General features: G+C 53.8%; 25 protein-coding genes and 1 pseudogene. 16 read left to right on the forward strand and 10 right to left on the reverse strand.

Features of this window, described 5'->3' with window-relative positions; all coding sequences use genetic code 11:
- Positions 1-122: 122 nt before the first annotated feature.
- Positions 123-403 (forward strand): annotated as a pseudogene (locus AAF463_RS08015) (type II toxin-antitoxin system RelE/ParE family toxin).
- The gene (locus AAF463_RS08020; protein ID WP_350261831.1) at positions 403-720 is read left to right on the forward strand and encodes a HigA family addiction module antitoxin; all 318 of its coding nucleotides are present in this window, start codon (positions 403-405) and stop codon (positions 718-720) included. Before AAF463_RS08015 ends, AAF463_RS08020 begins: the two are co-directional and overlap by 1 nt.
- A gap of 160 nt (positions 721-880) precedes the next feature.
- On the opposite strand, the gene umuC is transcribed toward AAF463_RS08020, so the two are convergent.
- The 3 genes from umuC to AAF463_RS08035 all read right to left on the reverse strand — a co-directional run bounded on the left by umuC (position 881) and on the right by AAF463_RS08035 (position 3,218).
- Positions 881-2,143, reverse strand: coding sequence for a translesion error-prone DNA polymerase V subunit UmuC (gene umuC, locus AAF463_RS08025; RefSeq protein WP_350261832.1), 1,263 nt, complete (start codon positions 2,141-2,143; stop codon positions 881-883).
- A complete protein-coding gene (gene umuD / locus AAF463_RS08030) occupies positions 2,143-2,565 on the reverse strand; it encodes a translesion error-prone DNA polymerase V autoproteolytic subunit (protein WP_101760747.1) in 423 nt (140 codons plus the stop codon). The genes umuC and umuD overlap by 1 nt, the downstream gene beginning before the upstream one ends.
- 140 nt (positions 2,566-2,705) lie before the next feature.
- Complete coding sequence (locus AAF463_RS08035) at positions 2,706-3,218, reverse strand: GNAT family N-acetyltransferase (RefSeq protein WP_101760746.1); 513 nt, start codon at positions 3,216-3,218, stop codon at positions 2,706-2,708.
- A 196-nt stretch (positions 3,219-3,414) separates the two neighbouring features.
- Between AAF463_RS08035 and AAF463_RS08040 the strand changes: the two genes are divergently transcribed.
- The 4 genes from AAF463_RS08040 to AAF463_RS08055 all read left to right on the forward strand — a co-directional run bounded on the left by AAF463_RS08040 (position 3,415) and on the right by AAF463_RS08055 (position 4,892).
- Positions 3,415-3,693, forward strand: coding sequence for a hypothetical protein (locus tag AAF463_RS08040; protein WP_110865987.1), 279 nt, complete (start codon positions 3,415-3,417; stop codon positions 3,691-3,693).
- Between the two features lie 213 nt (positions 3,694-3,906).
- Positions 3,907-4,152 carry a regulatory protein YcgZ gene (gene ycgZ, locus AAF463_RS08045; protein WP_007891089.1) on the forward strand — a complete coding sequence of 82 codons (246 nt, stop codon included), beginning with the start codon at positions 3,907-3,909 and terminating at the stop codon, positions 4,150-4,152.
- A 120-nt stretch (positions 4,153-4,272) separates the two neighbouring features.
- Positions 4,273-4,563, forward strand: coding sequence for a hypothetical protein (locus AAF463_RS08050; protein WP_101760744.1), 291 nt, complete (start codon positions 4,273-4,275; stop codon positions 4,561-4,563).
- A 62-nt stretch (positions 4,564-4,625) separates the two neighbouring features.
- Positions 4,626-4,892: a biofilm development regulator YmgB/AriR family protein gene (locus AAF463_RS08055; RefSeq protein ID WP_101760743.1), complete on the forward strand. Its 267-nt coding sequence runs from the start codon at positions 4,626-4,628 to the stop codon at positions 4,890-4,892.
- A 34-nt stretch (positions 4,893-4,926) separates the two neighbouring features.
- On the opposite strand, the gene AAF463_RS08060 is transcribed toward AAF463_RS08055, so the two are convergent.
- From AAF463_RS08060 to AAF463_RS08085, 6 genes are all read right to left on the reverse strand, one after another.
- The gene (locus AAF463_RS08060; protein WP_255610240.1) at positions 4,927-5,322 is read right to left on the reverse strand and encodes a hypothetical protein; all 396 of its coding nucleotides are present in this window, start codon (positions 5,320-5,322) and stop codon (positions 4,927-4,929) included.
- Entirely contained in the window at positions 5,283-6,092 is an 810-nt protein-coding gene (locus AAF463_RS08065) for a hypothetical protein (protein ID WP_137385642.1), read from the reverse strand. Before AAF463_RS08065 ends, AAF463_RS08060 begins: the two co-directional genes overlap by 40 nt.
- Positions 6,093-6,290, reverse strand: coding sequence for a hypothetical protein (locus AAF463_RS08070; RefSeq protein WP_350261983.1), 198 nt, complete (start codon positions 6,288-6,290; stop codon positions 6,093-6,095).
- Positions 6,291-6,424: 134 nt separating this feature from the next.
- Entirely contained in the window at positions 6,425-7,303 is an 879-nt protein-coding gene (locus tag AAF463_RS08075) for a manganese catalase family protein (RefSeq protein WP_101760741.1), read from the reverse strand.
- Between the two features lie 322 nt (positions 7,304-7,625).
- A complete protein-coding gene (fucO, locus tag AAF463_RS08080; protein WP_350261833.1) occupies positions 7,626-8,777 on the reverse strand; it encodes a lactaldehyde reductase in 1,152 nt (383 codons plus the stop codon).
- 161 nt (positions 8,778-8,938) lie between these two features.
- The gene (locus AAF463_RS08085) at positions 8,939-9,229 is read right to left on the reverse strand and encodes a hypothetical protein (RefSeq protein ID WP_101761029.1); all 291 of its coding nucleotides are present in this window, start codon (positions 9,227-9,229) and stop codon (positions 8,939-8,941) included.
- 542 nt (positions 9,230-9,771) lie between these two features.
- On the opposite strand from AAF463_RS08085, the gene otsB reads away from it, so the two are divergent.
- From otsB to AAF463_RS08135, 10 genes are all read left to right on the forward strand, one after another.
- A complete protein-coding gene (otsB, locus tag AAF463_RS08090; RefSeq protein ID WP_101760738.1) occupies positions 9,772-10,560 on the forward strand; it encodes a trehalose-phosphatase in 789 nt (262 codons plus the stop codon).
- Positions 10,557-11,996: an alpha,alpha-trehalose-phosphate synthase gene (gene otsA / locus AAF463_RS08095; protein ID WP_101760737.1), complete on the forward strand. Its 1,440-nt coding sequence runs from the start codon at positions 10,557-10,559 to the stop codon at positions 11,994-11,996. The genes otsB and otsA overlap by 4 nt, the downstream gene beginning before the upstream one ends.
- Positions 11,997-13,053: 1,057 nt before the next feature.
- On the forward strand, positions 13,054-13,404 hold the full coding sequence (gene flhD / locus AAF463_RS08100; protein ID WP_008102850.1) for a flagellar transcriptional regulator FlhD: 351 nt from the start codon (positions 13,054-13,056) through the stop codon (positions 13,402-13,404).
- Positions 13,404-13,982, forward strand: a complete 579-nt coding sequence (gene flhC, locus AAF463_RS08105; protein ID WP_101760736.1) for a flagellar transcriptional regulator FlhC — start codon at positions 13,404-13,406, stop codon at positions 13,980-13,982. The genes flhD and flhC overlap by 1 nt, the downstream gene beginning before the upstream one ends.
- Before the next feature lie 132 nt (positions 13,983-14,114).
- A complete protein-coding gene (motA, locus tag AAF463_RS08110) occupies positions 14,115-15,002 on the forward strand; it encodes a flagellar motor stator protein MotA (protein ID WP_007891047.1) in 888 nt (295 codons plus the stop codon).
- The gene (motB, locus tag AAF463_RS08115; protein ID WP_101760735.1) at positions 14,999-16,030 is read left to right on the forward strand and encodes a flagellar motor protein MotB; all 1,032 of its coding nucleotides are present in this window, start codon (positions 14,999-15,001) and stop codon (positions 16,028-16,030) included. The genes motA and motB overlap by 4 nt, the downstream gene beginning before the upstream one ends.
- 10 nt (positions 16,031-16,040) lie before the next feature.
- On the forward strand, positions 16,041-18,011 hold the full coding sequence (gene cheA / locus AAF463_RS08120) for a chemotaxis protein CheA (protein ID WP_192233597.1): 1,971 nt from the start codon (positions 16,041-16,043) through the stop codon (positions 18,009-18,011).
- A 22-nt stretch (positions 18,012-18,033) separates the two neighbouring features.
- Positions 18,034-18,531 carry a chemotaxis protein CheW gene (gene cheW / locus AAF463_RS08125; RefSeq protein ID WP_008102858.1) on the forward strand — a complete coding sequence of 166 codons (498 nt, stop codon included), beginning with the start codon at positions 18,034-18,036 and terminating at the stop codon, positions 18,529-18,531.
- A 170-nt stretch (positions 18,532-18,701) separates the two neighbouring features.
- Positions 18,702-20,381: a methyl-accepting chemotaxis protein gene (locus AAF463_RS08130; protein ID WP_350261835.1), complete on the forward strand. Its 1,680-nt coding sequence runs from the start codon at positions 18,702-18,704 to the stop codon at positions 20,379-20,381.
- 317 nt (positions 20,382-20,698) lie between these two features.
- The gene (locus AAF463_RS08135; protein ID WP_350261836.1) at positions 20,699-22,360 is read left to right on the forward strand and encodes a methyl-accepting chemotaxis protein; all 1,662 of its coding nucleotides are present in this window, start codon (positions 20,699-20,701) and stop codon (positions 22,358-22,360) included.
- A 152-nt stretch (positions 22,361-22,512) separates the two neighbouring features.
- Here AAF463_RS08135 and AAF463_RS08140 read toward each other — a convergent pair whose 3' ends face one another.
- The gene (locus AAF463_RS08140; RefSeq protein ID WP_350260848.1) at positions 22,513-23,667 is read right to left on the reverse strand and encodes an IS481 family transposase; all 1,155 of its coding nucleotides are present in this window, start codon (positions 23,665-23,667) and stop codon (positions 22,513-22,515) included.
- Positions 23,668-23,742: the final 75 nt, after the last annotated feature.

Consider the following 23,742-nt stretch of genomic DNA (forward strand, 5'->3'; position numbering starts at 1 on the left):
GTTACCGGCAGATCCGCTCAGGGCTTGAGTCTGTGACGCGCTGCGAAAATAAAAAGCCAGACCTGTTTCCTGCTGTGAAACATATTATATGCTGTTCTCAGCAGGAAACGCGGAGGCGTGGCGTGATTAAAAGCTGGAAGCATAGAGGATTACAAAGTTGTTTGAGAAAGGTGATATCAGCGGTGTCCAGGCGCAGGACGCGGAACGCATTCGGCTTCGCCTTCTGGTCATTGATGAAGCGCTCTGCACGGATGAATTCAGAAACTATCCGGGGTTTCGTTTTCATCCCCTGAAAGGGGACAGGAAAAACCTGTTTTCATTAACGGTCAGGGCTAACTGGCGTATCACCTTCGAATTCACCGACGGCGATGCCTATATTCTTAACCTGGAGGACTACCACTGATGGCAATGTTCAATCCCCCGCATCCGGGCGGTCTGATCACCGAATACATCGAAGATAACAATATTGGCTTGCGCGTACTGGCGAAAGAGCTTGGCGTATCAGCTTCAGCGCTGAGTAAAGTCGCCAGCGGTAAAGCATCGGTCAGTCCTGAAATGGCGGTGCGGCTTGAGGCGGGGCTGGGTATTGCGGCGCGCCTGTGGTTATCAATGCAGGCGGCATGTGACCTGCACAAGGCACGAGAAGCCACGGACGTTTCCGGTGTCAATCTGCATCCGGGTATGAATGCCGCTTCTGAGGCGCACAGGGCAGCGAAGTAACGCACCCACGCCAGATACCTGTACAAAACCGCGCTAGCTGGCGCGGTTTTTCTTTGGTCGGTTCAGACACCTTTAGACGAACCCGGTTCTACGGTTGTGATGACGCTGTGTCAGGGACTGAAGAGTGTATTGATATGGGTGTAATTCAAGCGTGAAGCGCTTACTTCGCTACCGGCAGATCCGCCAGCCGGGTGGTGTAGGCCGGGGACAGCATCTCGCGCTTCATCGACCAGGGTTTCTGAATGCCTTGCCCGGCAAACCATAACGCACCGCGCTGGTGGGCATTCATCTTGTCGATCAGGGCCATTAATTGGTCACTATTGTGACGCGGCTGATATTCCGCAAACAGATCAAACTGCGCCACGCCATCGCTAAAGAAATCGCCCAGCATGACGCCGCCTTTCATATAACGCTTACCGGGCACCCAGATGCGATCTAAACAGTTGAGCGTGGCCTGAATAATATCGCGGCTGTCAGCGGTGGGCGTAATCAAGGTTTGGCTGGCCGCATTGGCATAATAAGGATGATGCGGATCGTGCGGACTGGTACGAATAAACGTCCCGATATGACGGCAATATTGCCGCTCGCTGCGCAATTTCTCTGCGGCACGCGCCGCGTAATTGGCAATGGCTTCGCGCATATCCTGATATTCGGTAATGCGATCGCCAAACGAGCGCGAGCAGAGGATATTTTGCCGGTTGGGAATCACCTCTTCAAACGCCAGACAAGACTCGCCACATAATTCACGCACCGTACGCTCCAGCACCACGCCAAAGTGTTTACGGATCAGCGCGGTCGGGGTTTCAGCCAATTGCAGCGCGGTGGTAATGCCCATCAGGTTGAGCTTTTTCGATAAGCGCCGGCCCACGCCCCACACCTCTTCAACCTTGACCAGTTTCATCAACTCGCGCTGACGGTGGGGCAAAGAGAGATCCATCACGTTCTCGGCTTTGGTCCAGCGTTTGGCGGCCCAGTTGGCGAGCTTGGCGAGGGTTTTGGTCGGCGCAATGCCGACACCCACGCGCAAATGGGTGTCCCGATAAATACGGTCGCGAATGTCGCGGCCTAACTGTTCGAATGTCATGCAGGCGTTGATGCCGGTGACGTCAACGAAGGCTTCGTCGATGGAATACTCATCCACGCGCGTGGAGATCAGCGCCAGCGTCTCCATCACGCGGCGCGACATATCGCCATACAACGCATAGTTAGACGAGAACACCACCACTTTGTGGCGCATCAACTCTTCGCGATGTTTGAAGTAGGGCGCGCCCATCTTAATGCCCAGCGCCTTGGCTTCTCTGCTTAGCGAAATAATGCAGCCGTCGTTGTTCGACAGCACCACAATCGGCTTGCCGCGCAGATCCGGGCGAAACACCGTTTCACAGCTGGCGTAAAACGAATTCACATCCACCAGGGCAAACATCAGCGGCCTATGGTTTTAATCACGTGTTTAACGATGCCGAAGACTTCGAACTCATCGGCGTCAGGAATGGCGATCACCGCATGCGCGGTATTCATCGGTTTGAGATGCAGGTAAGGCTGTAACATCAGCTGTTTCACGGTGAACTCGCCGGAAAGGGAAGCCACCACAATGTCACCGTGTTTGGGTTTGAGCGAGCTGTCCACCACCAGCATGTCACCCTCATTGATACCGATGTCGATCATCGAGTCACCGCTGACTCTAATGAAATAGGTTGAACTGGGGTGATCGACTAAAAAGTCGTTGAGGTCGATACGTTGTTCAACGTAGTCCTGCGCCGGGGACGGAAAGCCGCAGGGCACGCGGCTGATGAACAAAGGTAAGGCGAGAATAGCGCGGATTTCCGCGGGCTGATAAAACTGCATGGCTGCGATCTCAAATCGTCACTGTATATGTATACAGTAATGTCGAATAGGCAGTTTGATCAAGCCAGAACCCGTAATGATTTGCAAAACAATTGGCAGCAAAGGAAATTTATTTTGTGCCAAAGGGCTTGCCGCTGCGCTTAAATCATCATCCCCATGATCTGCAGGGTGCTCTGCTGTGAAGCGGTGATAAACGGAATGTCTTTGATGTGCTGCATACCAAAGGCTTCGTAGAACTTACGTGCACGCACGTTATCGCCTAACACTTCCAGCCACAGGTAGCCTTCACGCTTGTCGCGCGCCTCATTGATGATGCTCTCGAACATCCAGCGGCCGTAGTTTTTGCCGGTTTCTTCTGGATTGAGGTAGAGCTTGTTGAGCAACGCGCCGCTCATGCCGGAATCCGGCACTGGCGTGTTCCAGGTGACTTTGGCGAAGCCAATCGGCTTGTCGGTCTCGGCGATCAGCCAGCTCTCATTGGGCGCCGCGAGGCTGCTATTCAGCTCTGCCAGACCGTATTCCTTGTCGATAAAGGCATCCAGTTCGTCTGCGGAAACCCACATATGTTTGAAATGCGCACTGTAGGTCATGCGGCCCAGCAGGTGCAGCAGCTCTGCATCCTCTGCCGTGGCTTTGCGTATGGTGAACTCCATGCCAGATTTCCTTGCTTAATGCTTGTTATTAATCACGTCGTCGGTGCGAGCAGAGGCCACCGAAGGGCAGTTACCATAACGTGTTAGTAACAAAAACCCAAGATAACCAGAGCTGTCTGTTAACAAGGTGCCAGGCCGATGATCTATAATGAAGAGTGAGAAGCAAGCGTAAGCCCATATTCTCAGGAGGTAGAAGATGTCAGATTCGCAACCTAAAATTATCGGCGAAGCGGCCTATGCATTACTGGTGCGCCGTGAGGAAGTCAGCGTTTCCACACTGCTGGCAGAGCTCGCGCGCATGGCGAGAAAAGAGCAAAACAGTCAACAGCAGCAGCGTATTGCCCAGGCGCAGCAATGGTTGCTCACGCACCGTCAACCGGCGGGCAGCGATAATCGCGTCCATTCAGCATTGCGCGGATTGAGTCGCCAGGAAGGCAGTGTCAGAATGCCTTCGGCCGATGCCGACGACAATTGACCATCCCAACCGGCTCACGCGTCAATGACTTTCGGCGCGGAGCGCACAGATTTGGAAATAAAAGCTTTCTAATTGTCCTAATTCACACTTCTTAGCACTTTTTGCAACAAAACCTGCCTGATATCTTGAGTAAGCTCCTTGTACAGCTTTTTGCTATCTGTACAACTTTACTTAGGTCAAATGATCTAACTTTTTCATTTATTGGGGTCAATTATGCGTCAGAACGGATACACGCCGAGTTCAGTCGAGGCCATTGCCAACTATTTCAGCAAAGCGTCGCTGCCATCGCAGCAGGAAACCTTGGGTCAGATCGTGGTTGAAATCTTACGCGAAGGCCGTAACCTCAACCGCAAATCGCTATGCACCAAGCTGCTGCGCAGACTGGAACTGGCCGCCAATGCTGAAGAAGAGCATCACTATCATCAGCTGATTGGCTTGTTATTTGAACGTGAAAGCTGAGAGCCAGTCAGACGTCAAACTTGTACAAGTATTAAAATTTTACTCTGAATACGCTCCCACACTGGTTTCGCCCCGCACCGGGGCGAAGCGGCGGTCAGAGATTCGTTATGAAAATTCGTTATGAATAGAAGTGAACACCAGAAAATAATCGATGAAATTATTGGCGAAGCGGCGCTGGCGCTGTTGCAACGTACGGGCCCGGTCAATACGCAAGCGCTGTTGAATCAGCTGATGCTGATGAAGCAGCAGAGCAATGACGAAGAGCAGCGTGCAGCGATTACTGCCGCCATCACCGATGTACGCAACAGTATTTCGGCGGGAAAAAAGCTGCGCGAAGAGCAGCCGCAAAGCGACAACGTTCTTCAGCTGTTTGGTAACAACCAACAGTCTGGTAACAATCGTAAACATTGACCGATTGGCTCGCATTTAGGCACTGTAAATTCGAGCGTAGATACAATCACGGGACTGGAATCATGTCGGAAAATCACAACCTCTACGCTGCACTGCCTGACACCGAACTGGCAGAGCATTTTCGCAATGCAGACAGTACGTTAAGAAACGAAGCTGCCGTATTGGATAGGGTTATCCGCCACGTGCTGGCCACGGAAGGGCGCGTCAGTAATAAATCGATTATTCTCTGTTTGATTATGGCGCTGGAAACCGCAGAAGGTGATGCTGAAGCTGATGTGCTGCGCAAAACACTGGAAATTGTGGTGGGTTACACGCCTGACGACGCCTGATATTCCTCTCTGTCCCCCGCGCGGGGACAATGAATTAATCCTTTCTGGCGAGAGCTAATCGGCGCTTCGCTTTGCCAATATTAATTCTGTGCAACCAGGTGCGAAACTGTTTTAACTGGACGTGTGAAGCGACATCAGTTGAAAGCGTGCAAATATACAGCTGGCTTTGGGTATGATTATTAGTGCCGGTCGCGTAAATTTCGCTTTTATTATCACGCTGTTGCAGTTCAATTCCCGTGAAGTGTAAATTCCCCCACAGCTGTAAAGTGTCCTCGAACTTTTTAAAGTCCATCATGATGCCCTTATTATTTTGACTTATTATGGAATGTTGCTGGCTCCGTGCAACATAAAGCAATTGCGCAATTAAGCCAGCATCTTTGAAAATTAAATTTAGGGATAGTCGCGCTTGGGCGTGGATTTTCGCATCCATTTGCGTTTATTACCGCTTTGCTTATCCATCGCTAATGCGCTGGCGCTGGCCGGATCAAACAGCGACAAACTTTCTATTTGATGCACCATAATCACTTTACGAAACTCCAGGGCACTTTTAGGTGCGGACGAGAAGTCAATATTGTGATTGTGGTACCACAAACTGTAATTATGCTCGATCGCCAGATTAAGCGTGCGTGAATCACGGTAGCCGCTCAGCATCGGGATCAACACAATGTTGGCGGTGTTTGGATACTCAAAGGTCGCCGCGTGAATCATGCCGATATAGATACGGCGCGATTTCAGCGTAACCCACGCCAGTTCGCCTTCTTCCATACACTGCAAAAGCAACTGTTCAATGCCATTAGAGCGGGAAAGACGTTGATACAGCTCTTTGCGTCCACCGGCGTTAAGCCGGGCGCTGACCGCCCAGTTGGAGCGATACATGCAAAACAGGATGGCAAAGGCCAGCATCAGCACCACCGGCGCCTGAATGCCTAAAAAGCTCCACGTCATAAAATCGACGTTCCAGTGCACATTCTCTGCCGAGGTGAGCGCAAACGCATTATTCACGCCCGATGCGGCCAGCAGAATCAGCCAGATAATCGCGGTCGCCAGCACGCCTTGCAGCACAAATATGCAGCCATACAGCGCAATGAGAAAATAGACATCCCAGCCAAAGGAACGCTTAATTTTTAAACGGCTCGACATGTCGCGGCTGGTATACCAATAGCCGCAAACCATCATCACCATAAATATCGCCGTGCCCATTTAAATATCCTTTAATGTGCTGACATGATGGGCAAAATCGCGCTGCACTTGAGGACTCAAAGCATTAACCGAAGCGTTACCATCTTCATCAATAATAATTCTGTCGCCTTCCTCAATCGATTCCTGAATGTCCTGGCGCGTCATGACTTGCACTAATGACTCCGGGCTACCGAACAGGGAAGTTAAAAAACCAAACATCATCAAGCCCTCCTTATTAATTATGCCAGCATCAACTATGGCACATCCCTCAACAACCCAGCCGCGTAACTGAAATGAAAGGGCGTTTTCCGGATTAATCTGCCAGGTCGCCGTTTAGGGCGACCTGACGTTAATTACTGATTGGTGAGGGGAGTTTTACTGCCGGGTTCCGCACCGGTAATCGGATTGGTATCGGGCTGTGAAGCGGTGCGTGTTGCCAGCGTATCCAGATCGCTCAGCTGTTTTGACGGCAGCGTCACGCTGGCGGAGCCATCACCGCCATCCACTGCGGGCTGCGGGTCGGCGACATAGTCGAAGTTCTCATCCGAGTTCCAGCTACCGCGAATATCGTCACCCTGAGACATGTTGTAGTAGGTGTGCGCATACTTCTCGATCGGCGGCAGTTTGCCCGGTGGGAAGTTGTTGTGGATGGAGTAGAGCGCTTTTTCAAACGACAGCTGATGCGCCACTTCGCGCGTCATCAGGAAGCCTAACGCATCTTTTACGCCCACGTCATCGGTGAGGTTGATCAGGCGTTCGTAGAGGATTTTGGCGCGCGCTTCGGCCGCGATGTTGGAGCGCAGATCCGCTGTCACTTCGCCAATGGTATCAATGTAAGCCGCTGTCCAGGGCACGCCCGCGGAGTTGGTTAATGCCGGGCCGCCGCCGTACAGAATCGATGTCAGATGGCTGTCATTGCCCGCGCCGGTGATGGAGCGATAAAGATCGCCTTGCTCTTCGCTGCCTTCCGCCAGTTCGCCTTTGGCACCTTTATTCAGCATGCCAACCAGCGAACCGATAATTTCCAGATGGCTCAACTCTTCAGTCGCGATATCCATCAGCATCTCGCGACGACCCGCATCTTCATCACTTAAGCCCTGCATGAAATAGCGCATCGCAGCGGCTAATTCGCCCTGCGGACCACCAAACTGCTCGAGTAATAAATTGGCCAGACCGGGATTGGGCGCATTAACGCGCACGGTATATTGCAACTGCTTTACATGTCGAAACATAGCTCACCTCAAAAAATAAAATAAACGGAGAAAGGGAATTAATTCTGATGTTTAAAAATAAATAACGATAAGAAATGGAGGAGGGAAGGAGTGAATTTAGCCTTGTACTCATCAACCGCATGCCGCCTCATTAATACTAAGCGGGCATCCCATTGCTGCAAGCGCACCGGGTTGAATTAATTTTATTTTAAGCCGCGAGATAAATATTATTTTAAAGGGTGAATGTTGGCATGAATTAAATAAGCGCGTCGTTCTGGTGCGCATAAATGCGCACCTACAAAACACGTCGGTCGCCATTAATGGCGACCAGGTTAACGCCTAATCAGAACAACTCACGATACAGCGTAGCGATCATCGCCACGCTGCACTCCCGCGGATTGCCCGGCGTACATACATCGGCGAAAGCTGCGGCGGCAAGCGCATCCACATCCTGCTCCTGCATACCGATATCACGTAGTCTGAGCGGAATACCGATATCGTGGTTTAGGGTGATCACCGCATCAATGGCCAGCGCACGGGCATCGGCTAATGAACGGCTATAGGCACTTTCCATGCCCAGCGCATGGGCGATATCGCGGTACTTCTCGCCGGTATGCTCGGCATTGAACGCCATGATATGCGGCAGCAGAACCGCATTGGCGATGCCGTGCGGCGTGCCATAAAACGCGCCCAGCGGATGCGCCATACCGTGCACCAGACCCAAGCCAACATTCGAGAAGCCCATTCCGGCGATGTACTGACCGAGCGCCATATCCGCCACGCCCGCAGGCACGCCTTTAACCGAATCACGCAGCGAGCGGCCAATAATTTCAATCGCTTTGAGATGGAACATGTCGGTCAGTTCCCACGCGCCGCGCGTGATGTAGCCTTCAATGGCGTGCGTCAGCGCATCGACGCCGGTCGCCGCTTTCAGGCTGGCGGGCATGCTGGCCATCATGTCGGGATCGATAATGGCAATCGCCGGGATATCGTGCGGGTCGTAGCAGACGAACTTGCGCTTCTTCTCTTCATCGGTGATGACGTAATTGATGGTCACTTCCGCTGCGGTGCCGGAAGTAGTCGGCACCGCAATGATCGGTACGGAGGGATTGCGCGTGGCGGCGCCGCCTTCCAGCATGCGCACGTCACTGAACTCGGGATTGGCAATCATCATGCCGATGGCTTTACAGGTATCCTGCGGCGAGCCGCCGCCCACCGCGATCAGATAATCGGCACCCGAACGACGAAAAGCCTCGACGCCCGCATGCACCACCTCAACGGTAGGATTGGGGATCACCTCATCATAGATGGCGAAACTGAGGTCGTTCTGCGCCAGCAGATCGGTGATGCGGGTGGCGACAGAAAACTGGATCAAATCCTTGTCGGTCACCACCAACGCTTTGTTAAAACCGCGTTTGTGAATCTCATCGACAATAGAATTAATCGCGCCCGCACCGAAATAGGCGGTCTCATTGAGGATCATTCTGTTAATCATATTAATTACCTTCACGTAGATGCCAGATTTAATATTTTTCGATTAAATTCATCAAGATAAGAAGATTTAACCGTATCCAGATTTACGTGGTAATGACGATACAGATATTGCGTTGCCTCAATAAAATCGCGGTTTCCATTGAGTCGAATAAATGGAAGGAATCATGAACCTAAACGCATCGTCTCGGCACGCTTCGCCGTGTCGTAAACATATTGCAGCATCGGTTCCAGGTCGGTGTCGGGCCCGGAGCTGATGATCTTGGCGCGCAGCCACTCAATCTCGCTGGTGATATCCGGCGGGAAAATGGTGTTGTTCTGCGCATTACGCAGCCATTTCAGCAGGAAGTTATTCTTGCCGCGCACGCCGCCAGACTTCTTCGTTTTGGCGTTGATTTTCAGGGCGACCAGAATGCAGTAATAGAAGTGAACGCGTTGGCTGTAGCTTTGCGGGATCATCTTCGCTCACCTGCCGCGACAAGTGAAAAATGTGATGTCGATCGGTTTTCCATTATCCGGATTCCTGCCTGAATGGGTCTAACAGCCGTGATCAATGCCGATCAGGGCGCTATTTCCGCGCTGTAGCCGCACGGTAAACGCACCATATGATAATCCTCGCGGCGGATGCAAGTCGGCATAATCCGGGAATTGAGGCGGGAGAAGGGCGTCATCAACGCTAAAAAAATAAGCGAAGCGGCTGAAAAAGCGCTGAGGCAATTCTTTTGCGGCATAAGGCCTAAAACGGCCACTTATCCTATAGCCAGGCCGCGCGAATCTGGCAATATCGTGATCTGCGTCTACACTTAATTCTGACGATGTTCGCAGTCAGCCTGGCGAGTGAGTTTAAATGATGTTTGTTTGTGGAGAGTTATCTATCGAAATTCCGTGTTATCTGCAAAACCTCCTCGCACACACTTCTGCGGTAGCAACCGCCTCGATCACCCAGCCAGCCTCCGAACATCCTGTAATGACAAATTCCACAAGACAGGAGAAGAGTCGTGACCTCCGCGGTTAATCACAACAGCACCTTGCCGTCATTAAGTGGCGGACTCTACGCCTTCTTTTTTGATGTCGACGGCACGCTGGCAGCGATTCAGTCGCAGCCCGAGTCGGTCTCCATTCCCGCTCCGGTACGCCAGCTGCTGCAACACATTTCCAATCTTAGCCACGGCGCCTTAGCGCTGGTTTCCGGCCGTCCGATTGCGCAACTCGACGCCTTAGTCGCGCCACTCGAAGCCCCCGCCGCGGGCGTGCACGGTGCAGAACGCCGCGATGCGGCGGGCCGCGTGCATCGCCACAGCTTGCCGGGGGATATTGCGCAAACACTGCAAACTGAACTGCAGCAGACGCTGGATCAGTGGCCCGATACGCTATTAGAAGTGAAAGGCATGGCATTTGCGCTGCACTATCGCAATGCGCCGCAGTACGAAAACGCCATTATGCAGCTGGCCGAAGACGCCGTTGCACGCTTTCCCGAGCTGGCGCTTCAGCCAGGTAAATGCGTGGTGGAACTGAAGCCGCAAGGCATCGATAAGGGCGCTGCCGTACGTGAGTTTATGCAGGAAGCACCCTTTGCCGGACGCATTCCGGTATTTGTGGGAGACGACCTGACAGATGAAAAAGGATTCCTCGTGGTAAATGCCATGCAGGGGATCTCTGTCAAAGTCGGTGAAGGGGCCAGCCATGCACGCTATCGCCTCAACAGCGTTGAGGCCGTATGGCACTGGCTTGAACAACTATTATTACAACTAGAACATGACAATGTTGGTAAGGAGTTTAGGTTATGAGTCGTTTAGTCGTCGTATCTAACCGTATCGCGATCCCCGATGGTAGCAAGGCCAGCGCAGGCGGGCTTGCTGTCGGTATTTTAGATGCACTGCGAGATACCGGTGGATTATGGTTTGGCTGGAACGGAGAGATCAGCGAATTCTCGGGTGAAGAAGAGGATGAAGAACTTACGCAGATCGAAAAAGACGGCATCACCTATGCGTCACTGCCGCTTAATCAAAACGATTATGATCAATATTATCTCCAGTTCTCCAATACCGTGATTTGGCCGGCGTTCCACTATCGCCTCGATCTGGTGCAGTATCAGCGCGAAGCCTGGGATGGCTACTGCCGCGTCAATACTTTGCTGGCGCAGCGCCTTAAACCGCTGCTGAAGCCCGACGATATTCTGTGGATCCACGATTATCATCTGCTGCCGTTTGCCGCCGAGCTGCGCAAACAGGGCATTAATAACCGCATCGGATTCTTCCTGCATATCCCGTTCCCGACGCCAGAGATCTTCAATGCTCTGCCGCCGCATCAGGAGCTGCTGGAGATGCTGTGCGACTACGATCTGCTGGGCTTCCAGACAGAATCTGACCGCGTAGCTTTCCTTGATAGCCTGAGCCAGCTGACGCAGCTGCAGAATAAAGGAGAGAAGAAGCATCGTGCCTTCGGTAACACCTTTATGACTGAGGTCTATCCGATTGGTATTGAGCCAGACACCATTAAAGAGATGGCGGAAGGACCGCTGCCACCGAAAATGGCGGCGATGAAACGCGATTTGGGCGATCTGCAGAATATCATTGCCTGTGAGCGCCTGGATTACTCTAAAGGGTTGCCGGAGCGTTTCCTGGCCTTCGAAGCCCTGCTGGAGAATTTCCCGCAGCACCGCGGCAAAATTCGCTACTCGCAAATTGCGCCCACCTCGCGCGGCGATGTGCAGGCTTATCAGGACATCCGTCACCAGCTGGAAACGGAAGCGGGGCGCATCAACGGTAAATACGGCACGCTGGGCTGGACGCCGCTCTATTACCTCAATCAGCACTTTGATCGTCGTCTGTTAATGAAGATCTTCCGTCTCACCAACGTCGGCTTGATTACGCCGCTGCGTGACGGCATGAATCTGGTGGCGAAAGAGTATGTAGCAGCGCAGGACCCGGATAACCCTGGCGTGTTGGTGTTGTCCCGCTTTGCTGGTGCGGCCAATGAGCTGACTTCCGCGCTGATCGTCAATCCGTACGATCGTGATGACGTGGCGGCTGCGCTCGATCGCGCGTTGACCATGCCGCGTACCGAACGTATCTCGCGTTACAACGACATGATGGCGGTGTTGCGCAAACAGGATATTTCACACTGGCGTGAAAGCTTCCTGAAAGATTTAAATACTTTGCCGGTACGCAGTGATGATCACGGTACGGTAAATAAAGTCGCTACCTTTCCGAAATTAGCGTAACGCTTAATTGCACAATACATTGCGCCGCTACGGTAAATGCTAACATTGGGTGCTTTGCTCACTTATTGCACACTTCCGTAGCGGCGCGATTTATCGCACATTTTTGAATTTACGCTCCGCTGCACAGCGTTTTCACGCGCCACTGTAACTTCACGAAATCGATTTCATTTCTTTGAGCGCTAATGCGCTGACTCATCAGCAAAAAGCGCACGATTTGGTTAAAAAGCATACAATCGAAAGGCAAAAAGAGCTTTTTTTCCTCGCAACCCTAAAGATCTCAGGTGGCAGGCCGATAGTCATCGCGGAGCAAACCGAAAAATGCCTATTCATTCATTTCTCTAATGTAACGCCCTGTTACATCCCCTGCCGTGCGCTAAACACTCCCTACAATCCACTAACAGTTCCCTGGCGCTCTGCGCCCAGACTTCACGCTTCGCTAGCGTCTCGCTTTACGGCACATGGGCAATATTCCCTGTAAGTGATTAATTTAGAAGCGAATAGTTTCATGCTAATTCAGAGTATTATGCTGCATATAATCCTTTATATGGCGTGTTATAGCACCCTAATTCCTATAGGACAGATAACTGATCGCGTTGTAATGACAATCTTCCGCACAGCCTAAAATCCGCCTTACTTCAGCAAAATATTAAGGAAATAATCAGAAATCGAGCAAAAAATGGACAACAGAAAAGCGCTGCTGAAGGTTTAGAAAAAAAATTTGCCTTAAAAGTGTGACGTGGATCACACTTTATCTAAAATTTCGCGCCACTCACGTTGTATGTCGAAATCAGACAATATAGATTTGCCTTGTTTTCAGATTAGTCTTAAAAAACTGTAAGCAGACGTCACGGAAGATGGTTACAACTCAAGCAAAGAATGGCCTGGAGTTTTGATTACTACAGATCAGTGTCCTGACGAAAAGTGCAACAGTCAGGAGCACGTTGGCTCAAGCCTGATTATTTTTTGCCATCTTTAGATTTACCAACCAGCAGCCCGAACCATAGAACAATTTAATTCTGTGGCCGTATATGTGTCGCGTCTATCAGGATGGAAAAAAATGGGTACATCAGAATTACTAAAACATATATATGACATCAATCTGTCATATTTGCTCCTTGCTCAGCGTTTAATTAACCAGGAAAAAGCTTCAGCAATGTTTCGTTTAGGCATCGATGAATCGATGGCTGATGCATTGTCGCAATTAACTTTACCTGAGATGGTAAAATTAGCGGAAACCAACCAACTGGTTTGCCAGTTCCGATTTACCGATCACAACCATATTAATCGCCTGACTCAAGAGTCACGTGTGGATGACTTACAGCAAATCCACACCGGTATTTTATTATCCAGCCGTCTCCTGCGAAATGCGTCTAAAGATGACGTCTCTGCGAAGAAGAGGGCCGTTTAATGAGCGAAAAAAGTATTGTTCAGGAAGCGCGTGATATTCAGCTGGCCATGGAGCTGATTACATTGGGCGCACGACTGCAAATGCTGGAGAGTGAAACTCAGCTGAGCCGTGGTCGCCTGATTAAACTCTATAAAGAGTTGCGTGGTGCGCCACCACCGAAAGGTATGCTGCCATTCTCTACCGATTGGTTCATGACCTGGGAACAAAATATTCACTCTTCTATGTTCTGTAACGCCTGGCAGTTCCTGCTGAAAACCGGCTTGAACAGTGGCGTTGAAGCGGTAATCAAAGCTTATCGCTTGTATCTTGAGCAGTGTCCGCAATCGGACGAGGGCCCGCTGTTGGCGCTAACACGTGCATGGACCCTGGTGCGATTCGTTGAAAGTGGCATGCTGGAACTGTCTGACTGTAAGTGCTGTGGTGGCAGCTTTATTAACCACGCTCATCAGCCCATCGGCAGCTTTGTCTGCAGCCTGTGCCAGCCGCCATCACGTGCCGTAAAAAGACGTAAACTTTCTGCAGATTCTGCCGATACCTTTCCACAACTGCTGGATGAACAGGTTAAACGCGCCGTTTAAGTTTGTTCGCATCGTGGAAAACATCCAGCAGCGGTTAATACCGCTGCTTTTTTTTTGCCTGCGATAAACGAATAACACCTGCGGCTCTCTGGCTTAACTTCCATCAACACGTTACGGACGTAAGGATTTTTTGTGCTGATAATTCTGGGTTATATCGTGGTCGTCGGCTCCGTGTTGGGCGGCTACGCGATGGTCGGCGGACATTTAGGCGCGCTTTATCAACCGGCGGAGCTGATCATTATCGGCGGTGCCGGTATTGGTGCCTTTTTAGTCGGCAATAATGGCAAATCGATTAAGAAAACATTAAAAGCGCTGCCATTGTTAATGCGCGGCTCGAAATATAACAAAGCCGTATACATGGATTTAATGGCGCTGCTTTATCGCCTGATGGCGAAATCCCGTCAGCAAGGCATGTTGTCATTAGAACGTGACATTGAAGATCCCAGCCAGAGTGAAATTTTCGCTAACTATCCGCGTATTTTGTCCGATAAACAGTTAGTCGATTTTATTACCGATTATTTGCGTTTGATGGTCAGCGGAAATATGAACGCCTTCGAAATTGAAGCGTTGATGGATGAAGAGATTGAGACCTACGAGCACGAGTGTGAAGTCCCCGCGCAAAGTATCTCGGCGGTGGGTGATGGCTTACCGGCTTTCGGTATTGTCGCGGCGGTAATGGGCGTGGTGCACGCACTGGCGTCAGCCGACCGTCCGGCGGCCGAATTGGGTGCGTTAGTGGCCCATGCGATGGTCGGTACCTTCCTCGGAATTTTACTGGCCTACGGCTTTATCTCTCCGCTGGCATCGGTGCTGCGTCAGAAATGTGCCGAAACCACCAAGATGATGCAGTGCGTGAAGGTGACGTTGCTCTCCAGCCTCAACGGTTACGCACCGCAAATCGCAGTGGAATTTGGTCGTAAAACGCTTTACTCCGCTGAACGTCCGTCGTTCTCGGAGCTGGAAGAGCACGTGCGTAACGCCAAGAACCCGGCGAAACAAACTTCGGATGAGAATTCATGAAAGCAGGCAATCGCCCCATTGTGCTGGTTAAAAAGCGCAAACATAAAGGTCACCATGGGAGCCACGGTTCGTGGAAGATTGCCTATGCCGACTTTATGACGGCGATGATGGCGTTCTTTATGGTGATGTGGTTGCTCTCCATCTCCAGCCCCAAAGAGTTGGTCCAGATTGCGGAATACTTTAAAACGCCCCTGAAAGTGGCGTTGACCGGCGGTCAGCGCAGCAGCGACAGCGAAAGTCCGATCCCCGGCGGCGGCGATGATCCGACGCAGCAGAAAGGTGAAGTGAAGAAGATTGTCGATATGGATGCGCAGAAGAAGAAGCTGGAGGAGATCCGCCTGAATCGCCTGCGTGAAAAGCTCGACCAGCTGATTGAAGCCGACCCGCGTCTGAAAGCGCTGCGTCCGCATCTGATCATCAACATGGTCGAAGAGGGACTGCGCATTCAGATTATCGATAGCCAGAACCGCCCGATGTTTAAAACCGGCAGCGCGGACGTGGAGCCTTACATGCGCGACATCCTGCGCACTATCGCGCCGGTGCTGAATGATATTCCGAACAAAATCAGCCTCGCGGGTCACACCGACGATTTCCAGTATGCCAACGGCGATCGTGGCTACAGCAACTGGGAACTGTCGGCGGATCGTGCCAATGCCTCACGGCGCGAGCTGGTGATTGGTGGCCTCGACGGCGCCAAAATGCTGCGTGTGGTCGGTATGGCCGACACCATGAAGCTGAAAAACCGTGGTGCTAATGATGCAGTCAACCGCCGCATTAGCCTGCTGGTGTTGAATCACGACACCGAAGCGGCGATTGAAAAAGAGAATGCCGAGAGCGATGCCGTTCAGGTGAGCGACCCGGCGCAAATGATTCCCAACATTACCGCACCCGCTGTACCGGCTGCGTCGACTGCCCCAACAGGTTCCACTGCAACACCGGCTGCGCCGACTGCTGCAACGGCCCCTGCGGCAGCGGCGACGCCCACGGCGAGCGCGGTGACACCAGACCAACCCTCACAGCCGAGGTGATCCCGTGAGCATGGACATCAGCGATTTTTACCAGACGTTTTTCGATGAAGCCGATGAGCTGTTAGCGGATATGGAGCAACACCTGTTGGGACTTGATCCCCAGGAGCCCGATTCCGAGCAGTTGAATGCCATCTTCCGCGCCGCCCACTCCATCAAGGGCGGAGCCGGTACGTTTGGCTTTACGGTTTTACAGGAAACCACCCACATCCTGGAAAACATTCTGGATGGTGCGCGCCGCGGCGAGATGCAGCTCAGCACCGATATCATCAACCTGTTTTTGGAAACCAAAGATATTATGCAAGAACAGCTCGATGCCTATAAAACGGCGCAGGAGCCGAATGCAGAAAGCTTTAAATATATCTGTGAAGCGCTGCGTCAGCTGGCACTGGAAGCGAAAGGCATTGCGCCTGAAGCGCCCAAAGTCGCCGAAGTGGTTGAGATCGCAGCACCAGTTGCGGCCGCAGGTCTGCGCCTGCAACTGGTTGACCTGAAAGAGAAAGAGCCGGAGCTGATGCTGGAGGAGCTCGGCAATCTCGGTACCGTCAGCAACGTGGTGAAAGGCGCTAATTCGCTGGACGTTACCATTGATGGCGTCGGCAAAGATGACATCGTCGCGGTGCTCTGTTTTGTGCTGGATGAAGCACAGATTCACTTCCCGACAGGCGCGGCGGCCGTTGCCGACGCCCCGGTTGCTGAAGTGGCTGCTGAACCGGTGCAAACCGCCACCGTCACCGATATCACGCCAGCGGTGAAGCGCGAACCTAAACGTGCCGCCGCACCGGCCAAAGGCAGCGAATCCAGCAGCATCCGTGTTGCCGTCGAGAAAGTGGACCAGCTGATTAACCTGGTTGGCGAACTGGTGATCACCCAATCGATGCTGGCACAGCGCTCCGGTGCGCTGGATCCGGTAGCGCACGGCGACCTGCTGAACAGCATGGGTCAGCTGGAGCGTAACGCCCGCGATTTGCAGGAATCGGTGATGTCGATTCGTATGATGCCGATGGAGTACGTCTTCAGTCGCTTCCCGCGTCTGGTACGCGATTTGGCCAGCAAGCTGGGCAAAGAAGTGGAGCTGACGCTGCTTGGCAGCTCAACCGAGCTGGATAAGAGCCTGATTGAACGTATCATCGATCCGTTAACGCACTTGGTGCGTAACAGCCTCGATCACGGTATCGAAACCCCGGAAAAACGTCTGGCTGCGAATAAAACCGCCGTTGGCAACCTGACGCTGTCGGCGGAACATCAGGGCGGCAACATCTGCATCGAAGTGATCGATGACGGTGCCGGTCTGAACCGCGAACGTATTCTGGCTAAAGCGCTGTCGTCTGGCCTGCCGGTCAGCGACAGCATGAGCGATGAAGAAGTCGGCATGCTGATCTTCGCGCCGGGCTTCTCCACCGCTGAGCAGGTCACCGACGTGTCGGGACGTGGCGTGGGCATGGACGTGGTGAAACGGAATATTCAGGAGATGGGCGGTCACGTCGAAATCTCCTCGAAGCAGGGCAAGGGCACCACCATTCGCATCCTGCTGCCGCTGACGCTGGCGATCCTCGACGGCATGTCAGTCCGCGTCGCTAACGAAGTGTTCATTCTGCCGCTCAACGCGGTAATGGAATCGCTGCAGCCAACCGCAGAAGAGCTGAAACCGCTGGCCGGTGGCGAGCGCGTGCTGGAAGTGCGTGGCGAATATCTGCCGCTGGTGGAACTGTGGAATGTGTTTGAGGTGCAGAATGCCAAAACCGACGCCACGCAAGGCATTGTGGTGATTCTGCAAAGCGCAGGCCGTCGCTATGCGCTGCTGGTCGATCAGCTGATTGGTCAGCATCAGGTGGTGGTGAAAAACCTTGAAAGCAACTATCGCAAAGTGCCGGGCATCTCTGCCGCCACCATTTTAGGCGATGGTAGCGTGGCGCTGATTGTGGATGTCTCAGCACTGCAATCGTTGAACCGTGAAAAGCGTGTGGCCGGTGCCGCAGCGTAATAGATAACGAAAGGGTAAAAAAATGACTGACATGGCAACCGTGACCAAAATCGCTGGCGAAACCGTGGGCCAGGAATTCTTAGTTTTCACACTGGGTGACGAAGAGTACGGCATCGACATTCTGAAAGTGCAGGAGATTCGCGGTTACGATCAGGTAACCCGCATCGCCAACACGCCGGAATTCATCAAAGGCGTCACCAACCTGCGCGGCGTGATCGTGCCGATCATCGACCTGCGTGTGAAGTTCTCGCAGCCGGATGTGGTGTACAACGAGAACACCGTGGTGATCGTGCTGAATCTTGAGCATCGCGTGGTGGGCATCGTGGTGGATGGCGTTTCTGACGTGCTGTCGCTGACGCAAGAGCAGATTCGTCCTTCACCGGAGTTCGCGGTCACCATGTCCACCGAGTACCTGACCGGTCTGGGCGCGCTGGGTGAACGTATGCTGATTCTGGTCGACATCGAAAAGCTGCTGAGCAGCGAAGAGATGGCGCTGGTGGATAACCTGCGTACTGCATAGTCCCCGCAACGGGCCGCGCTGCTGCGGCCCGTTATCATTACATACATTAATTAATTCCTTACAAATCAACAATAAATCCGCAAAAAATCGCTGTAATATCCCTCAATCTTCTCCGCCCCTGGTCGATAACCGATCGGTACGATTTTTTCCTTCATTTTCCAGGGCAAACTATGTTTACGAGAATCCGCGTTGTCACCAGCTTATTGCTGGTGTTGTTAGTGTTTGGCTTTTTACAGCTGGCATCCGGCTCACTGTTTTTTAAAGCGCTAAGCGATGACAAAAACAGTTTTAACGTTTCACAACTGGCGAGCAAAAACACCGCCGCCATCAACGACGCCTACATGAGCCTCAATCAGAGCCGTGTGGTGTTAACCCGCATTCAGCTGCGCATGGCAACCAGCAAACTGACCGGTACCGAAGCGGATATCGCCGGTTTGTACGGCGACAGCAAAGCCTTCCAGAAAGAGGCCGCCGATAACTACCAGCTGTTTAAAGCGACGCCGGACACGCCGGGACAGGATGCCGCGCTCAACAAACGTCTCGATCAAACCTATACCGCCTATGCCAGCGCGCTAGGCCAGTTGCAGGACGCGTTGGTCGCAAAAGATCTCGATCAGGCAGCCAAAGCGCCGGTTGCGCCAAGCCAAAACGCCTTCCTGAAAGAGTACCGCCAATGGCGTGCCGATCAGGATCGCCTGACTGCGGCGGGCGTCGAAGCCAACAGCTCAGCCTACGATCACATGATCTGGCTGTTAGGCGCGGTGCTGGCGATTGTGGTGGCGGTGATTGTGCTGTGCTGGTTTGGCATGCGCAAAATCCTCATCAAGCCGCTTAATGAGAATATCCAGCATATTCAGCACATTGCGCAGGGCGATTTGACGCAGCGCATCACGGTCGAAGGACGCAACGAAATGAGCCAGCTGGCGGAAAGCCTGCATGAGATGCAGCAGTCGCTGGTGCGCACGGTGAGTGATGTGCGTGACGGTTCGGATGCCATCTTTACCGGAGCGAGCGAAATCTCTGCGGGCAACAACGATCTCTCGGCACGTACCGAAGAGCAGGCGGCTTCACTGGAGCAGACCGCCGCCAGCATGGAACAGCTGACCGCCACCGTGAAGCAGAACGCCGAAAACGCGCGTCAGGCGTCGCAGCTGGCGTTGAGTGCTTCCGAAACCGCGCAGAAGGGCGGTGATGTGGTGCAAGGCGTGGTGCGCACCATGAGCGACATCGCCGGCAGTTCGAAGAAGATCGCCGACATCACCAGCGTTATCGATGGCATTGCCTTCCAGACCAATATTCTGGCGTTGAACGCGGCGGTAGAAGCGGCGCGCGCCGGTGAGCAAGGCCGTGGCTTTGCGGTGGTCGCGGGTGAAGTCCGTAATCTGGCCCAGCGCAGCGCGCAGGCGGCGAAAGAGATTAAAGGGTTGATTGAAGACTCCGTCAGCCGCGTGAACAGCGGATCTGAACTGGTGGGCACCGCCGGTGAGACCATGAGCGATATCGTTAATGCGGTAACGCGCGTCACCGACATCATGGGCGAAATTGCCTCGGCATCGGATGAGCAGAGCCGTGGTATCGATCAGGTCGGCCAGGCGGTGACGGAGATGGATCGCGTGACGCAGCAGAACGCCTCGCTGGTGGAAGAGTCTGCGGCGGCGGCGGCCTCGCTGGAAGAGCAGGCCAGTCGCCTGAGCCAGTCGGTGGCGGTGTTCCGCGTACTCCGCGCGGCACACGCGCAGCCGCAGGCCAGAAGCGGCGTGCGTCATCCGCAGATCGCACCACCCACGCTCGGCACACCGCGTAAAGCGCTGACCGGCGCGGCTGGGGACAGCAACTGGGAAACGTTTTAAGTTTCGGAGTGGTCGGTCCCTCGCCCTAACCCTCTCCCACACGTGGGAGAGGGAACTGTCCGAGCCAGCATGTGGCAGCGTCTCCCTCTCCCGCCTGCGGGAGAGGGCCGGGGTGAGGGACAACCCGCACCACCCAATGCGCCTTTATCGCTCACCCGATAAAGGCGCATTTTTTTTACTGTTAATTTCTTTAGTTATAAAACACTGCAATCATGCGCAAACGCAGAGTTTTAATTCGTAAAGTAGCTTAAGCACCCTGAAAAATTCAGATTGCCGGTCGATAACTGGGGGAGCCGAAACGCATCCCTGGAGATCCCATGTTAAAACGAATCAATGTAGTGACCAGTTTAATCGCCGTATTACTGGTGTTTGGCGCTTTACAATTACTGTCGGGTGGCCTGTTCTGGTCCGCCTTACAAAAAGATAAAGAGGCGTTTGCGGTAGCGCAGATCTCTTCCAACAACGTTGGCGCGATGTCAGACGCCTGGATTGAACTGAACCAAACCCGCACCGTACTCAACCGCGCCATGTTGCGTATGCAGGGCACCATGCCCGCGCAGTCGAATGGCGGTCAGCTGAGTGCCTTAATCGCCCAGACCGAAAAACAACTCAATGTGGCTGCCGGCCACTATCAACGCTACTACGACTTGCCAGCCACGCCGGGCTTGCCAGACGCGTTGCGCGATAAGCTGGAAGCGAACTACGCCGCTTTCAACGACGGGTTGAAGGCGATGCTGGATCGCCTGAAAGCCAACGATCTGCAAGGCATGTTTGCGCAGAACATCGAAGCTAAACAGGTCGCGATGAAAGCCACTTACGAAGAGTGGCGCACTGAACAAAGCACATTGGCGGCAGAAGGCGTGGCGCAGAATCAGCGCGCCTTCCACACCATGATGTGGCTGCTGGCGTCGGTGGCGCTGGTGGTGATTGCGGTGATCGTTGGCTGCTGGTTCGGCCTGCGTAGCGTGCTGATTCAGCCGCTGCATCAGCTGCTGGCGCATATTCGCCATATTGCTGCGGGCGATCTCACGCAAAATATCGTGGTGGAAGGGCGCAATGAAATGAGCCAGCTGGCGGGAAGCCTGCATGAGATGCAGCAGTCGCTGGTCAGCACCGTGGGCAATGTACGTGACGGTTCCGATGCGATTTTCACCGGCGCCAGCGAAATCGCCGCCGGGAATAACGATCTGTCGGCGCGTACCGAAGAGCAGGCCGCCTCGCTGGAGCAGACGGCGGCCAGCATGGAGCAGCTCACCGCGACGGTGAAACAGAACGCCGAGAATGCGCGTCAGGCGTCGCAGCTGGCACTCAGCGCGTCCGATACCGCACGCAAAGGTGGCGAGGTGGTCGATGGCGTGGTGCGTACCATGCAGGATATCGCCGGCAGCTCGAAGAAGATCGCCGACATTATTAGCGTGATCGATGGCATCGCCTTCCAGACCAATATCCTGGCGCTGAACGCGGCGGTAGAAGCAGCACGCGCCGGTGAACAGGGCCGTGGTTTTGCTGTAGTGGCTGGTGAAGTGCGCAACCTGGCGCAGCGCAGTGCGCAGGCGGCGAAAGAGATCAAAGGCTTGATCGAAGATTCGGTGAACCGCGTCAACAACGGCTCGCAGCTGGTCGGCACCGCCGGAGAAACCATGAACGATATCGTCGGCGCCGTTACGCGCGTCACCGATATTATGGGCGAAATCGCCTCGGCATCGGATGAGCAGAGCCGTGGTATCGATCAGGTGGGACAAGCGGTGACCGAGATGGACCGCGTCACCCAGCAGAACGCCTCGCTGGTGGAAGAGTCCGCCGCCGCCGCCGCATCACTGGAAGAGCAGGCGAGCCGCCTGAGCCAGTCGGTATCGGTGTTCCGCATTCCGCGCGCCGCACAGGCGCAACCGAAGGCGAGCACGGTGCGCCAGATCGCCAGCGCACCGCGTAAAGCGGCTGCCGCGCCGGTGAGTGAGGGTAACTGGGAGACGTTTTAAGTTCTGAGTTGCTTCCCCTCACCCCGGCCCTCTCCCGTAAACGGGAGAGAGAGACGCTGCCATATGTTAGCTCGATCAATTCCCTCTCCCGCCTGCGGGTGTACAGTCCGGGGACATGGTAGACAGGTGTTCGGGGACATGGTGAACACTTTTTAACATCCTTTACCCATGGTGATCGACTTTTTCTTCAGGTCGATCACCCCCACTTTTGTGCTGTACCACCATACCTCGTAGCACCCGTCTTCCTGCATCTCCTTCAGGCCAACGTGCTCTCCCCTGAACGCCTTGCCTGCCTTCAGACTCAGGCCTTTTATAGTCAGCTTCCCACTGATATCTACCTTCCTGACCATCACGCCCTCGTCGTATTCCGCTGACGTTACGCTGGCGCTGTACTGCCGAGCCGATGGCTGATAGCGCGACGCCGGCACCGCCATATCCAGCGCCTCATGCGGGCGTTCAAGGTTATAAACCGTCCGCCAGTGATCGAAGGCGCGCTGCAGCTCACCGTCGTCCGCGAACCACTTCCCCTGCAGCACTTCAGCCTTCAGGCTGCGGTGAAAGCGCTCCAGCTTGCCCTGCGTCTGCGGATGATAAGGCCGGGAGTGCCCCACCCGGATACCCTGTCGCATAAGCCACAGCTCGACGGCCGTCCAGGTCCCGGTAGTGTCGCCCCACGGCGAACCGTTATCCATCGTCATCCGGTCCGGCAGGCCGTAACGTTCAAAGACGCTGACCAGCTGCTTCTGCACCGTCTCACGCCGCTCGTCAGCGCAGTGTACGAGGCACAGCGAGAAGCGGGAGTGATCGTCAAGGAGGGTAAGCGGGTGGCAGCGGCCGCCGCCAAAGGGAAAATGCCCCTTGAAATCCATCTGCCAGAGCTGGTTCGGGGCCGCATGTTCAAACCGGCCCGTGGCCGGGACACCCGGAGCTGAGCCCGGCAGCAGGTCGTGGCGGGCCATCAGGCTGTGGACGGTGCTGAAGGCGGGCATGCGGTGTCCGCGGTCTTCGAGCCAGCGCTTTATCTTGCGCGCGCCCCAGTGCTGATGAAGTTCATGCGCCATACGAAGCAGGTCAGTGATGTCGTCAGACGAGCGGTTGGGAGAGTGATGGGGTATGCAGGGGCGGTCCTCAAGACCGGATTCTCCCTCTTCAGCCCAGCGGCGAAGCCACTTGTAGGCAGTGGCGGAAGAAATGCCGTAGTGACGGCAGAGTGCGCGGATGTTCGCCCCGTCTTGCGAGGCGAACAGAACAAACTCTTTACGTAATGACATGGTATCTCTCGCATCCCAGGACATAAGCGACTCCATAAACGGGTTCTTATGACTTAGTTGTAAGTGTCTACCATGTCCCCGAACAAGTGTTCACCATGTCCCCGGACTGTA

It is taken from the genome of Pantoea sp. BJ2, assembly GCF_040255075.1.
Lineage (GTDB): Bacteria > Pseudomonadota > Gammaproteobacteria > Enterobacterales > Enterobacteriaceae > Pantoea > Pantoea leporis.

Bases quoted from the DNA above. Each gene is read 5' to 3' on its own strand.
- AAF463_RS08020 (WP_350261831.1), top strand. From the start codon at position 403: ATGGCAATGTTCAATCCCCCGCATCCGGGCGGTCTGATCACCGAATAC.
- umuC (WP_350261832.1), bottom strand. From the start codon at position 2,143: ATGTTTGCCCTGGTGGATGTGAATTCGTTTTACGCCAGCTGTGAAACG.
- umuD (WP_101760747.1), bottom strand. From the start codon at position 2,565: ATGCAGTTTTATCAGCCCGCGGAAATCCGCGCTATTCTCGCCTTACCT.
- AAF463_RS08035 (WP_101760746.1), bottom strand. From the start codon at position 3,218: ATGGAGTTCACCATACGCAAAGCCACGGCAGAGGATGCAGAGCTGCTG.
- AAF463_RS08040 (WP_110865987.1), top strand. From the start codon at position 3,415: ATGTCAGATTCGCAACCTAAAATTATCGGCGAAGCGGCCTATGCATTA.
- ycgZ (WP_007891089.1), top strand. From the start codon at position 3,907: ATGCGTCAGAACGGATACACGCCGAGTTCAGTCGAGGCCATTGCCAAC.
- AAF463_RS08050 (WP_101760744.1), top strand. From the start codon at position 4,273: ATGAATAGAAGTGAACACCAGAAAATAATCGATGAAATTATTGGCGAA.
- AAF463_RS08055 (WP_101760743.1), top strand. From the start codon at position 4,626: ATGTCGGAAAATCACAACCTCTACGCTGCACTGCCTGACACCGAACTG.
- AAF463_RS08060 (WP_255610240.1), bottom strand. From the start codon at position 5,322: ATGGATGCGAAAATCCACGCCCAAGCGCGACTATCCCTAAATTTAATT.
- AAF463_RS08065 (WP_137385642.1), bottom strand. From the start codon at position 6,092: ATGGGCACGGCGATATTTATGGTGATGATGGTTTGCGGCTATTGGTAT.
- AAF463_RS08070 (WP_350261983.1), bottom strand. From the start codon at position 6,290: ATGTTTGGTTTTTTAACTTCCCTGTTCGGTAGCCCGGAGTCATTAGTG.
- AAF463_RS08075 (WP_101760741.1), bottom strand. From the start codon at position 7,303: ATGTTTCGACATGTAAAGCAGTTGCAATATACCGTGCGCGTTAATGCG.
- fucO (WP_350261833.1), bottom strand. From the start codon at position 8,777: ATGATTAACAGAATGATCCTCAATGAGACCGCCTATTTCGGTGCGGGC.
- otsA (WP_101760737.1), top strand. From the start codon at position 10,557: ATGAGTCGTTTAGTCGTCGTATCTAACCGTATCGCGATCCCCGATGGT.
- flhD (WP_008102850.1), top strand. From the start codon at position 13,054: ATGGGTACATCAGAATTACTAAAACATATATATGACATCAATCTGTCA.
- flhC (WP_101760736.1), top strand. From the start codon at position 13,404: ATGAGCGAAAAAAGTATTGTTCAGGAAGCGCGTGATATTCAGCTGGCC.
- motB (WP_101760735.1), top strand. From the start codon at position 14,999: ATGAAAGCAGGCAATCGCCCCATTGTGCTGGTTAAAAAGCGCAAACAT.
- cheA (WP_192233597.1), top strand. From the start codon at position 16,041: ATGGACATCAGCGATTTTTACCAGACGTTTTTCGATGAAGCCGATGAG.
- cheW (WP_008102858.1), top strand. From the start codon at position 18,034: ATGACTGACATGGCAACCGTGACCAAAATCGCTGGCGAAACCGTGGGC.
- AAF463_RS08130 (WP_350261835.1), top strand. From the start codon at position 18,702: ATGTTTACGAGAATCCGCGTTGTCACCAGCTTATTGCTGGTGTTGTTA.
- AAF463_RS08135 (WP_350261836.1), top strand. From the start codon at position 20,699: ATGTTAAAACGAATCAATGTAGTGACCAGTTTAATCGCCGTATTACTG.
- AAF463_RS08140 (WP_350260848.1), bottom strand. From the start codon at position 23,667: ATGGAGTCGCTTATGTCCTGGGATGCGAGAGATACCATGTCATTACGT.